General features: G+C 63.1%; 12 protein-coding genes. 8 read left to right on the top strand and 4 right to left on the bottom strand.

All coding sequences use genetic code 11. The features are described 5' to 3' along the window. The first annotated feature begins 43 nt into the window (after nt 1-43). The 8 genes from hemQ (at nt 44) to ACSSVG_RS17800 (ending at nt 8,633) form a co-directional block, all read left to right on the top strand. Nucleotides 44-745, top strand: a complete 702-nt coding sequence (gene hemQ / locus ACSSVG_RS17765; protein WP_253468611.1) for a hydrogen peroxide-dependent heme synthase — start codon at nt 44-46, stop codon at nt 743-745. Next, nucleotides 742-1,965, top strand: a complete 1,224-nt coding sequence (locus ACSSVG_RS17770) for a ferrochelatase (RefSeq protein WP_492415768.1) — start codon at nt 742-744, stop codon at nt 1,963-1,965. The genes hemQ and ACSSVG_RS17770 overlap by 4 nt, the downstream gene beginning before the upstream one ends. Further along, nucleotides 1,962-2,960 carry a hydroxymethylbilane synthase gene (gene hemC, locus ACSSVG_RS17775; protein ID WP_492415769.1) on the top strand — a complete coding sequence of 333 codons (999 nt, stop codon included), beginning with the start codon at nt 1,962-1,964 and terminating at the stop codon, nt 2,958-2,960. The genes ACSSVG_RS17770 and hemC overlap by 4 nt, the downstream gene beginning before the upstream one ends. Beyond that, nucleotides 2,947-3,825 (top strand): uroporphyrinogen-III synthase, encoded by an 879-nt coding sequence (locus ACSSVG_RS17780; RefSeq protein WP_231337940.1) that lies wholly within the window; start codon nt 2,947-2,949, stop codon nt 3,823-3,825. The genes hemC and ACSSVG_RS17780 overlap by 14 nt, the downstream gene beginning before the upstream one ends. Continuing rightward, nucleotides 3,822-4,802: a porphobilinogen synthase gene (hemB, locus tag ACSSVG_RS17785; protein WP_231337941.1), complete on the top strand. Its 981-nt coding sequence runs from the start codon at nt 3,822-3,824 to the stop codon at nt 4,800-4,802. The genes ACSSVG_RS17780 and hemB overlap by 4 nt, the downstream gene beginning before the upstream one ends. Continuing rightward, nucleotides 4,802-5,881: an LLM class flavin-dependent oxidoreductase gene (locus ACSSVG_RS17790; RefSeq protein WP_492415770.1), complete on the top strand. Its 1,080-nt coding sequence runs from the start codon at nt 4,802-4,804 to the stop codon at nt 5,879-5,881. The genes hemB and ACSSVG_RS17790 overlap by 1 nt, the downstream gene beginning before the upstream one ends. 43 nt (nt 5,882-5,924) lie before the next feature. Continuing rightward, entirely contained in the window at nt 5,925-7,244 is a 1,320-nt protein-coding gene (gene hemL / locus ACSSVG_RS17795; protein ID WP_231337943.1) for a glutamate-1-semialdehyde 2,1-aminomutase, read from the top strand. A 111-nt stretch (nt 7,245-7,355) separates the two neighbouring features. Further along, nucleotides 7,356-8,633, top strand: coding sequence for a glycoside hydrolase family 3 N-terminal domain-containing protein (locus ACSSVG_RS17800; RefSeq protein ID WP_492415771.1), 1,278 nt, complete (start codon nt 7,356-7,358; stop codon nt 8,631-8,633). Between the two features lie 64 nt (nt 8,634-8,697). Here the strand turns inward: ACSSVG_RS17800 and ACSSVG_RS17805 are convergent, their stop codons facing one another. From ACSSVG_RS17805 to ACSSVG_RS17820, 4 genes are all read right to left on the bottom strand, one after another. Continuing rightward, a complete protein-coding gene (locus tag ACSSVG_RS17805; RefSeq protein ID WP_231337945.1) occupies nt 8,698-9,435 on the bottom strand; it encodes an amino acid ABC transporter ATP-binding protein in 738 nt (245 codons plus the stop codon). After that, complete coding sequence (locus ACSSVG_RS17810; RefSeq protein ID WP_231337946.1) at nt 9,432-10,196, bottom strand: amino acid ABC transporter permease; 765 nt, start codon at nt 10,194-10,196, stop codon at nt 9,432-9,434. Before ACSSVG_RS17810 ends, ACSSVG_RS17805 begins: the two co-directional genes overlap by 4 nt. Nucleotides 10,197-10,208: 12 nt before the next feature. Beyond that, the gene (locus ACSSVG_RS17815; RefSeq protein ID WP_253468601.1) at nt 10,209-11,159 is read right to left on the bottom strand and encodes an ABC transporter substrate-binding protein; all 951 of its coding nucleotides are present in this window, start codon (nt 11,157-11,159) and stop codon (nt 10,209-10,211) included. Between the two features lie 325 nt (nt 11,160-11,484). Further along, nucleotides 11,485-12,195, bottom strand: a complete 711-nt coding sequence (locus ACSSVG_RS17820) for a 3'-5' exonuclease (protein WP_231337948.1) — start codon at nt 12,193-12,195, stop codon at nt 11,485-11,487. Nucleotides 12,196-12,259: the final 64 nt, after the last annotated feature.

A 12,259-nucleotide genomic window follows, 5' to 3' on the forward strand; every position in this document is an offset into this window, starting at 1 on the left:
GATCCGTTTCGACTTAGGGGCTGGCACGGGGCAAACTTGAACCATGAGCCACACTTCTGCCGAATCTGTCACTAAAACTGCTGAAACCGAAGAACAGTTCTACACACTGTGGACGGTCTTCAAGCGCTCGGCCGACGTTCTGCGCAGCGGCGATGCTGCCCAGGAATTCGAAGCCCTTGCGGAGAAGCTCGCCGACGGCGGCGTGATCCTGCGCGGTAGCTACGACGTCTCGGCAATGCGCTCGGATGCTGACATCATGGTGTGGCTCCACGGCCCCAAGCCGGAGGACCTTCAGTCCGCAGTCCGCTCCATCCGCCGCAGCAAGCTTTTTGCAGGAACCGACATCGTTTGGTCCGCCATGGGCGTGCACCGCGAAGCCGAGTTCTCCAAGAGCCATGTGCCCGCCTACGCCCGCGGCGTGGAGCCCAGCACCTGGCTTTGCGTCTACCCGTTCGTGCGCTCCTATGAGTGGTACCTGCTTCCGACGGAAGAACGCGGCAAGATGCTCCGCGACCACGGCATGCTGGGCCGCGAATTCCCGCAGGTCATTTCCAACACCGTCTCCTCGTTCGCTCTGGGCGACTGGGAATGGATCCTCGGTCTCGAGGCACCTGAGCTGGTGGATCTGGTGGACCTGATGCGCCACTTGCGCTCCACCGAGGCACGCCACCACGTGCGCGAAGAAATCCCCTTCTACACCGGCCGCCGCGTCACGGCGGCCGAGATTGCCGAGGTTCTCGCATGACCGGCCCCGTAGTTTCCACAGCACCCAACGCCATCACTGAGCGCGGCCGCCAGGAAGCCAAACGCTACGACGCCGTGCTTCTTGCGTCCTTTGGTGGTCCCGAAGGCCAGGACGACGTCATCCCCTTCCTGCGCAACGTCACCCGTGGCCGGGGCATCCCGGACGAGCGCCTCGAAGAGGTCTCGCACCACTACCGCGCGTTTGGCGGGATCAGCCCCATCAACCAGCAGAACCGTGAGCTGAAGGCCGCCATTGAGGCTGAACTGGCCAAGCGGGAAATTGAGCTGCCGGTTCTGTGGGGCAACCGTAACTGGGATCCCTACATCGCGCCGGTCCTGCAGGACGCGTACGACGCCGGACACCGCCGGATCCTGATGCTCACCACCAGCATCTACTCCTGTTACTCCAGCTGCCGCCAGTACCGCGAAGACATCGGCATTGCCCTGACGGAAACCGGTCTGGACGGCAAGCTTCAGGTGGACAAGATCCGCCAGTACTTCGACCACCCCGGCGTAGTCCAGCCCTTCCTTGAGGGTACGGCAGCGGGTCTTGAAGAGATCCGTGGCAAGTTGGCCGCAGCTGGCGAAACCGACCCTGACGCCGGGATCCGCGTGTTGTTCGCAACGCACTCGATTCCCACCAGGGACGCCGAGGCCGCCGGAAGCTCCGACGACGAGCCGCGCGAATTCGCAGAAGGCTCCGCATACGCAGCCCAGCACCTGGCAAATGCCAAGGCCATCATGGACGTTGTGGCGCCGAACGTCGCCTGGGATCTTGTGTACCAGTCCCGCTCCGGTGCGCCGCACATCCCGTGGCTGGAACCGGACATCAACGACCACCTTGAGGAAATAGCGCCCCAGGGCGTCCGCGGTGTGGTCATTGTTCCCCTTGGCTTCGTCAGCGATCACATGGAAGTTGCCTGGGACCTCGACACCGAGGCCCTGGAAACCTGCAAGAACCTGGACATCGAAGCCACTCGCGTTCCTACCCCGGGGACGCATGCGGCTTTCGTATCCGGCCTGGTGGACCTGATCTGCGAACGGACAGTGGAGAACAACATCGCCGACCGTCCCCATGTCACGGACCTTGGACCTTGGTACGACGTGTGCCGGCCCAATTGCTGCGAGAACTTCCGAGGCGCCAAGCCCGTCATTGCAGAGGTTGGCACTACCACCGGTACCGGCCATGATGCCTACCCGGCTTCGGAGGCAGCAAAGTGACCGTTCGCATCGGCACAAGGGCCAGCAAACTGGCTCTGACGCAGACGCAGCAGACGGCAGACAAATTGGCTGCGGTTGGCGGCTTCCCGGTGGAGCTCGTTCACATCAAGACCGAAGGCGACGTCAAGACCGGTTCCCTTTCCCAAATGGGCGGAACAGGCGTGTTCGTTGCAGCGTTGCGTGACGCGTTGCTGGCTGACAGCTGCGATGTCGCCGTGCACTCCCTCAAGGATCTGCCCACCGGGGCCGCCGTGGGCCTCAGCATTGCTGCGACACCCCAGCGCGTTGATGTCAGGGACGTACTATGCGCCCGCGATGGGCTGACCCTTGCGGAGCTTCCGTGCGGGGCAAGAGTGGGCACAGGCTCACCCCGTCGGGCAGCACAACTCCGGGCCGCCCGGCCTGACATCGAAGTGCTGGACATCCGCGGAAACGTGGACACCCGCCTTGGACGCGTCCCGGGGCTTCCCGGAAATGCCACTGAGGAGGTTGTTCCGGGCAAGTCCTGCGATCTTGACGCTGTGGTGCTGGCTGCTGCCGGCTTGGAACGTATAGACCGACTGGATACTGTCAGCGAGTTCTTCGCCACGGACGTCATGCTTCCCGCACCAGGACAAGGCGCGCTGGCCATTGAGTGCCGCACGGAGGAGGCTCCACGTCAGGCAGGAACCACTGAGGGCTCCAACGGTGTGCTGGCGCAGGCACTGGCAGCCTTGAACGACGACGACACCCGCCTGGCCGTAACGGCCGAACGTGCCGTACTGGCCAGGCTTGAAGCCGGTTGTGCCGCGCCCGTCGGCGCCTATGCTTTCCGGAAGGGCAGCATGCTCTATTTGGAAGCCGTTGTCTGCGCCGTGGATGGCACCAAAACTGTGCGCGAGAAAAAGGCCACGGACGGCCTGACCGACGTTGGAGCCACGTTGCTCGGCATCGAAGTGGCGGAGCTCTTGCTTGCTGCCGGCGCCGCGGAGATCGCGGACCTTGCCGCGTCCTGAGCTGCATGCATCACAAGGGCTGAGCGGTCGGCGCGTCCTGATTACCAGGAGCGCCGATCGTGCCAGGCCGCTGGCGTCACTCCTTGGAAGCCTGGGCGCCACACCTTTGGTCCTGCCCCTCATCGATTTTGAACGGGCTGAGGACCAGGCCTCCCTCGATGACGCCCTTGACCGGCTGGCCGCAGGCGACTTTGACTGGCTGGTGCTCAGCAGCGTCACCACCGTGCGGGTTCTCTTGGAGAAGGCTGCAAGGCATGGAAAGTCCCTCGCGGACCTGGTCCCTGCCGAAACCAAGGTGGCGACCATCGGCCCATCATCCCGGGATGTCCTTGAGTCCGTTGGCCTCACCGTCGCTTTGGCTCCTGCGGAGGTCCAATCCGCAGAAGGATTGCTTGCTGCGTGGAAACCGGGCCCCGTACGGGTACTGCTGCCGCAGGCTGATATTGCAGCACCCGGCCTGCGGGAAGGCTTGGCGACGAAGGGTGCGGTAGTGGCCACGGTTGTTGCCTACCAGACCGTAGACTACCCCGCCCGGACAGGACGGAAGCTGGAAGCGCAGCTGCCCGCCGCCGTCGTTGATTCCGAAACTGGACAGGTGCCGATCCTCACCCCGGAAGACGCCTTGGCAGCGCTCGAGGCCGGGACGCTGGACGCTGTAGTTGCTGCTTCACCCAGTGCCGCACGGCGCATCGCCGAGATGTTCCCATCGTTGGGCGCCTGCCGCCTGATCGCGATAGGACGTCCGACGGCGGCAGAGGTTTCCCGCCTCGGCCTCACCGTCGCTGCCACAGCCAAAGAACCAACCCCGGACGGCATCGTGGCCGCCTTGGAATCTGTTTTCGCCAACGAAGGGAACCCGCAATGAGCTTTCCAAACCATCGTCCCCGCCGCTTGCGCACAACTCCCGCCATGCGCAGGCTCACCGCTGAGAATCGACTGGCACCCGCAGACCTGATCCTGCCGGCTTTCATCCGTGAAGGACTCACTGAACCCAGCCCCATCAGCTCCATGCCGGGAGTCGTCCAGCACACCACCGATTCCTTGAAGCGTGCGGCAGCCGAAGCCGTGGAGCTGGGCGTGGGCGGCATCATGCTGTTCGGTGTGCCGGCGGTACGTGACGCGCAGGGTACTGCGTCCCTCGACCCTGAAGGTGTCCTGAACAAGGCCATCCGCGATGTCAAAGCGGAAGTCGGCGATGACCTGGTGATCATGGGCGACGTTTGCCTGGACGAATTCACCGACCACGGCCACTGCGGTGTGCTGGATGCTGACGGATATGTGGATAACGACGCCACCCTGGAGATCTACGGCCGGATGGCGGTGGCGCAGGCCGAGGCAGGCGCCCATGTGCTGGGGCCGTCGGGAATGATGGACGGCCAGATCGCCGTGATCCGCCAGGCGCTGGAGGAATCCGGGAACAAGAACACTGCGGTCTTGGCTTACGCCGCCAAATACGCCTCTGCTTTCTATGGCCCCTTCCGGGAAGCCGTCGATTCCCAGCTCAAGGGTGACCGGCGGACCTACCAGATGGACGCGGCCAACCGCCGTGAAGCCATCCTGGAAGTTGAACTGGACCTCGAAGAGGGCGCCGACATGGTGATGGTCAAGCCGGCCATGAGCTACTTGGACATCCTGGCCGATGTCGCAGCCATGAGTCCCGTGCCGGTCTCGGCCTACCAAATTTCAGGTGAGTACGCCATGATCGAAGCGGCTGCGGCAAACGGCTGGATCGACAGGCGCGGTGCCATCACCGAATCCGTCCTGGGGATCAAGCGTGCCGGGGCCGATACCGTGCTGACCTACTGGGCCTCCGAACTTGCAGGCTGGCTGAAGGAGTCCTGATGACGTCCGTTCCCTCCGACCCCACAGCGCCGGTAGCGGCCAACCGCATCCTGCTGGGCCTGAACACCTTCGGCGACGCGGGGCTGGACGCCGAAGGCAACCCCAAGGAGCATGCCAGCGTGCTTCGCGAGCTGCTGGAGGAAGCAAAACTGGCTGACGCCGTCGGGATCCATGCTTTTGGCGTGGGCGAACACCACCGGCGGGACTTTGCTGTCTCCGCACCGGAAGTCTTCCTTGCAGCCGCAGCCGCTGTGACGTCCAGGATTCGCCTGGGATCGGCCGTCACGGTCCTCAGCTCCGATGATCCGATCCGGGTCTTCCAAAGGTTCGCAACCGTGGATGCCATCGCCAACGGCAGGGCTGAGGTCATGCTGGGGCGAGGCTCTTTCGTGGAGTCCTTCCCGCTGTTTGGCCTGGACCTGGCGGACTACGAGGTCCTCTTCGAGGAAAAGCTTGAGCTGTTCGACAAGGTGCGCGCCCAGAAACCCATCCACTGGGAGGGGCGCACACGGCCCAACGTCGGTGGACTCCAGGTCTACCCGCGGTTGCAGCACCACCTTCTGCCGGCCTGGATCGGTGTGGGCGGCACGCCTGAGTCCGTTCTGCGCTGTGCTGAATACGGGTATCCGATCATCTTCGCCATCATTGGGGGAGAGCCCCGCCGCTTTGCCCCTCTGGTGAACCTGTACCGCGAGGCCATGGGCAAGTACGGCCACCCGATGCGCCAGATCGCAACCCATTCACCCGGATTCATCGCCGATACCGATGAGGCCGCCCGGGAGGAGCTCTTCCCGCATTGGCTTGAGCAGCGCAACAGGATCGGCGCCGAGCGGGGCTGGGGTCCGGGCAACCGGGGCGAGTTCGATGCCATGTGTGGCCCCGAGGGTGCGCTCTACGTAGGCTCTCCGGAGACCGTCGCGCGAAAGATCGTCCTCCTGAAGCGCAACCTTGGAGTGGATCGCTTCGACCTCAAGTACAGCAACGGAACGTTGCCGCACCAGTCCATGATGCGCTGCATCGAGCTCTACGGCACAGAGGTGGCCCCTCGCGTCGCTGAACTGTTGGCTGGCGCTTCGTAGCTTGCGGCCTTGCCGCCGATGAATCACTGAAAGAATAGGAACCATGACTTCAAACACCCCTGTCTCCGACCAGCTCTTCGACCGCGCGCGGTCCCTTATGCCCGGCGGGGTCAACTCCCCGGTCCGCGCCTTCGGATCCGTCGGCGGAAACCCGAAGTTCATGGTCTCGGCCAAGGGGGCCTACCTCACGGATGCCGATGGCAAGGAATACGTGGACCTCGTGTGCTCCTGGGGTCCGGCGCTGCTGGGCCACGCTCACCCGGCAGTACTCGACGCCGTCCACGCAGCAGTGGACCGTGGGCTGTCCTTCGGTGCTTCCACGCCGGATGAAGCCAATCTTGCGGCGATCGTCAAAGAGCGTGTCTCGGCCGTCGAGCGCCTGCGGATGGTGTCCACTGGCACAGAAGCGACCATGACTGCGGTCCGCCTTGCCCGCGGCTTTACCGGACGCAACCTGATCATCAAGTTCGCTGGCTGCTACCACGGCCACCTGGATGGGCTGCTTGCCGCCGCAGGCTCCGGCGTCGCCACGCTGGCATTGCCGGGCTCGGCCGGCGTCACGGAAGCTACGGCAGCTGAAACTTTGGTGCTGCCCTACAACGACCTCGACGCCGTCGAGGCCGCCTTCGCGACGCACGGGAGCAACATCGCCGCTGTGATTACCGAGGCGGCTCCGGCCAACATGGGCGTTGTCACCCCGGGGGAGGGCTTCAACGCAGGGCTGTCCCGCATCACCAAGGAACACGGTGCGCTTCTCATCCTTGACGAAGTCCTCACGGGATTCCGCACAGGCTACGCCGGCTATTGGGGGCTGACGGGCCGCCAGGAAGGCTGGGCGCCGGATCTGCTGACCTTCGGCAAGGTCATCGGCGGCGGAATGCCGACGGCGGCACTTGGCGGCCGTGCCGACGTCATGGATTACCTCGCTCCTGTAGGCCCGGTCTACCAGGCAGGCACACTGTCCGGGAATCCTGTTGCCATGGCCGCCGGCGTAGCAACGCTGACAAACGCCACCCCCGAGGTCTATGCGTTTGTGGATGCCCGTTCCCTGGAACTCTCGGCGGCGCTGTCGTCAGCCCTGGACGCTGCAGGAGTGGACCACTCCATCCAGAGGGCCGGAAACCTATTCTCCGTTGCGTTCGGCACTTCGGCCCACGGCGTCCACAACTACGCCGATGCGCAGGGCCAGGAGACGTTCCGTTATGCGCCGTTCTTCCACTCCATGTTGGACTCCGGGGTCTACCTTCCGCCGTCCGTCTTCGAGGCCTGGTTCCTGTCAGCGGCCCACGACGACGCCGCGATGAACCGCATCGTGGATGCCTTGCCGGCGGCTGCAAAAGCTGCGGCTGCCGCGTCCGCCTGATCATGCTGATGCCCCGGGCGACTGCGCGCAGCAGCTGCCCGGGGCATGGTGGTGTCCCTACGGGGTAGGCTCGTAGATGGAAACCCAACCCCAACGAACTAACGGTTTACCATGCGCAAGATCCAGAGAATTGCATCCCTCGGTGTGAGCATCGCGGCGGCTGGAGCTATCCTCGCCATGGCGTCGGGTTGCTCAACCGGCAGCGGAAGCACCGCCCAAACCACAACTGAAGGGACGCCGTCGGCCTCCCCTTCCACGCCGTCAGGCACCCCGAAGCCCAGCACCGCGTCAGCGGTGCCAACGAAGCCGACAAAGGTTCCTTCGCCCTCTGCCGCGCCGGCCACCACCTCTCCCACTGTGGCCGAGCAACAGCTGGCTGCGTTAAGCCTTGAGCAGCGCGTGGGCCAGTTGTTTATGGTGGCGGCCAAGGCCACCGGCGCCGAGCCAGGAACCATGCAAGCGTTGAAGCAGTATCACGCGGGCAACGTCTACCTAAGTGGGCGCAGCAAAGCAGGCTCTGCCGCTACTGCCGGCGTTGTGTCTGCGTTGACGGGAACGGTCTCGGCCGCCACCACCGGCGGCATACCCCTCTACGTGGCCACCGACCAGGAGGGCGGGTACGTCCAGGTTCTTTCGGGCCCTGGATTCTCCACGATTCCCACGGCCTTGGTGCAGGCATCCTCCGGTCCTGCCAAGCTCCGCACTGATGCTGCAACATGGGGCAGGGAGCTGCGCAGCGCTGGCGTCAACGTCAATCTCGCGCCGGTCCTGGACACGGTCACGAGCCCGGAGTTCGCGCCGTCCAACGCTCCCATCGGCCACTTTCAACGTGAGTACGGCTACGAACCCGGCACTGTTTCCGTCCTGGGCAACGCCTTTGCGGATGGCATGAAGGACGCCGGAGTGGCGCCTGTAGTGAAGCACTTCCCCGGTTTGGGCAGGGTTGTTCCCAACACGGACGTCACCAGCGATGTCCGGGACACCGTCACCACGCGGGATGATCCTGCCTTGGAGCCGTTCCACGCAGCCATCAAGTCGGGCACGCAATGGGTCATGGTATCGAATGCGTTCTATGACCGGATCGATCCTGCCAACATTGCACCGTTCTCACCGACGGTCATGGACACCATGCTGCGTGCGGATGCGGGCTTCAAAGGCATCGTTCTCTCGGATGACCTTTGCAGTGCCGCGCAGCTGGAAGCCTGGTCCGATGCGGATCGAGCCCTGAACTTCTTTGGCGCAGGCGGAACCATGCTGGTGTGCGCTGATCCCGCGAGTATTCCAGCAATGCATCAGGCCGTGGTGAAGAAGGCGCAAAGCGATACCGCGTTCCGGGCAAAAGTGGATGCCGCGGCTTTGACGGTTCTTCGGGTCAAGTCCGGGCAATGAGAACAGCAAAGAACCCCGCCTTCGCAGCGAAGGCGGGGTTCTGAGCAGTTGCTGCTGGCCCTGGCTAGAGGACGTCCGAAAGGAATCCTTGAAGGCGTTCCGTTTGGGGATTGGTGAACAGTTGCTCCGGAGGGCCGGATTCCACCACAACACCGGCGTCCATGAAGGTCACCACGTCTGAGACGTTGCGGGAGAAACCCATTTCGTGGGTCACTACCACCATGGTCATGCCGCCTTGGGCCAGGTCTGTCATAAGGGCAAGGACACCCTTGACGAGTTCCGGGTCCAGAGCCGAGGTGGCTTCGTCGAAGAACATCACCTCGGGCTTCATGGCCAGGGCACGGGCAATGGCTACACGCTGCTGTTGGCCACCTGAAAGGTTGGCCGGACGCGAGTCAGCCTTGTGCTTCAAGCCCACCAGGTCCAGTTGGGCCAAAGCCTCCTCCCGGGCCTGCTCCTTGGACATGCCACGGAGCTTGCGGAGTGCCAACGAAATGTTCTCAGCCACCGTCTTGTGCGGAAAGAGGTTGAACTGCTGAAAGACCATGCCGATGCGGCGGCGCAGTTCGTCCGGATTGTCTTTGAGCACTGAACGCCCATCCAGCAGGATGTCGCCCTGGTCAGGCTCAATGAGCCGGTTCATCACGCGCAGGAGCGTCGACTTGCCTGAGCCGGAAGGACCGATCACGGAAGCCGTGGTGCCCTTCTCTACGTGCAGGTCAATGCCCCGCAACACGTGGTTGCTGCCGAAGGACAAATGGATGTTCTTCGCCGTCAATGTGCCTGAAGCGAATTCGCTCATGCTTGGGCCCCCTTTCCAACGACGGCTGCCGCCTCGTCAGGTTCCTTCTTTTCCGGGCGGCCGGAGCGCATCCGGGCATCGATCCAGTTCACAAAGTGCGTGAGCGGGATGGTAAGCGCGAGGTAGAAGATGGCTGCAGCCACATACGGGGACAGGTTTCCGCTGTTGGCAGCGGCGTCCTTGCCGATCTGGAAGATCTCACGTTCCGTGGCCAGCAGGCCGAGCATGAACACAAGCGATGATTCCTTGATCAACGCAATGAACTGGTTGACCAGGGCCGGAAGGACCCTGCGGATTCCCTGGGGTACCACCACGAGGCGCATCGAAGAGCCGTAGCTGAACCCCAACGCACGGGTTGCTTCGAGTTGGCCCTTGTCCACGCTCTGGATACCCGAGCGGAAGATTTCACCGATGTACGCGCCGGACATCATGGACAAAGCCGTGATGGCCATGGGATACGGGTTGCTGGAACCCGTGAGCTCACGAACGATCGGGCCAAACCCGAATCCGATGACCAGGATGGTCAGCACTGGCGGCAGGCCGCGGAGGATGTCCGTGTAAATGCGGGCAATCCACCGGGCTGCGGCGTTCCGGGAGATCCCCATCAGTGCCAGCAGCATACCGATGGCTGTCCCGATGATGCCCGACGTAACAGCCAGGATCAGCGTATTGGGAAGACCGACGGCGAACATCTTGGGGATGACTTCGCCCATCGCCTCCCAGTCCAGGAAGGCGTCAGCTAATTGATTGAGGATATCCATGGAACGTCCGGGTTACTTGGCGGGAACTTGGACGGCCTTGCTGCCCGGCGTCCAGCCCTGGGGAGTCTGCTCTGCGGCAGTGGGACGGTCTTTGTACCACTCGGCAGTGAGCTTGGTCCAGGTGCCGTCAGCAATGACAGCGTCCAAACCGGAGTTCAGGGCGTCGATCAGCGGCTGGTTGTCCTTGTTCACGGCGTAAGCGGTGAAGTTCTGGGTGTTGACGACCTTTTCGGCGATGGTGGTGTTATCGCCTTCCTTGACCTGGCCCTCAGCCTGCTGGGAGGGAGCCACCCAAGCGTCGATCTGGCCGTTCTTCACGTTGCCGTAGACCGTGTTGTAGTCGGGGAAACGGACCGGCTCGATCTTGAGGGTGTTCGTCATGTAGTCATCCTGGACGGTGCCCTGGACTACTCCGACGCGGAGGCCTTCCTTGAGGTCGGCGAAGCCCTTGATCTTCGAGTCGTTCTTGGTCACGACAGCCATGTAGCCGAAGTCGTAGCCGTTGGTGAACGCTACGGTGTTGCGGCGGGCGTCCGTGGTGGAGATCGAGGACGATCCGACGTCGAACTGCTTGTTGGCGACCTGGGAGAGCAGCGCCGAGAAATCGGTGGATGCGAATTCGACCTTGAGGCCAAGCTTGTCGCCAATGGCGCGGAGCAGCTCATTGTCGTAGCCGGTGAACTTGCCGGAAGGATCAATGAAGATGTTCGGAGGGGCATCCGAGAGCGTGCCGACGCGCAGGGTGCCTTCGGTCGCGAGGCCGAGCTTGGACTTATCGATCTTGTCCAAGGGAGTGACATCGGCGGTGGTGTACTTGTCCAGCGTTTGCTGGTCACTGCCGGCGAGGGCGTCGGTGGGGGAGCCGCTGGGCTCGGAGGAGCCTCCACCGCATGCTGCCAGGGAAATCACCAGGGCTGCGGCCACGGGGGCAACAGACAGCCACTTAGGGGCTTTGAATTTCATAAAGAAATCACTTTCATCGGGTCACGGAGACGTTTCGCGGTGGGCGGGGAATGTGGCAACCGAAAGAAGGTTGGCTGCCCTAGCAGACTTCAACCCGCCAAACTTAATTATGTCACCAGCCCGCCAACGCATAGTGAATCGAACAAACGGTTGCCAGCACTCGATTACGCCGAACAGAATTCCCTTGGAACGGCGGCGGGACTCCGGACTATTTCGGGAGTAGCTCTCCGCATGGAATCCACGCATGACCAAGCCCGGGTTGGGGGTTCCCGAATTTGCTGTGACTTGCGTCGCAGAAAGTAACGTACGCGGGAATGTTCCCGGCCTAGAAGCCGCCCCGGCTTGCGTCCTCGGGCGGAAGTACCGGCCATTCACCTTCGATGACTGCCGTGGGTTTGCTGCGCCGCAAGTACTGCTGAAAATCGGCGGCCTGGGATGCAGCCCAGTCTACTTGCAGTTGATGGAGCGTGGACGCAGGCATCTGCAGCTTGGGGAATTTGCCGGCCATGGCATCCAACACGCGGAGAGTGGCAAGCGCATCCGCAGCAGACGTATGGGCGTTGGTCAGGTCCACTCCGTATTCCTCGCACAGGGCGGTCAGGGTGCGCTTGCCTTTGCGGTAGCGGTCGACCTGCTTGTTCATGACGTACGGGTCCAGAACCGGGAAACGGCTCAATTGCGGGACGCCGTAGCGGGCGGACTCGGCGGCCAGGACTGTGAAGTCGTAACTGGCGTTGAAAGCGATGACTGGAGTGCCGGCGTCGAAAAGTTCCTGGAGAGCCGCGGCGACTTCCCGCGTGACCTCCGCCGCCGGGCGGCCTTCAGCACGGGCTTTTTCCGTGGTGACACCATGCACTTCACTGGCTTCGAGGGGGATTTCGACGCCGGGATCGGCCAGCCATTCATGCTCCGCCACCAGTTCCCCGCGGGCGTCCACGACAGTGATGGAGGCGGTGACGATCCGCGCCGACCGCGAGTTCTTCCCGGTGGTCTCGAGGTCGAATGCGGCACGGGAGAGGGTGTTCCAGGAGCTCATGTTTTCAAGTTACCGGCTGGCTCCGACACTATTGGGCACGACACTCCTGCCGTTACGCTGAACA

The sequence above is a fragment of the Paenarthrobacter sp. E2MeOHC11 genome (assembly GCF_058744955.1).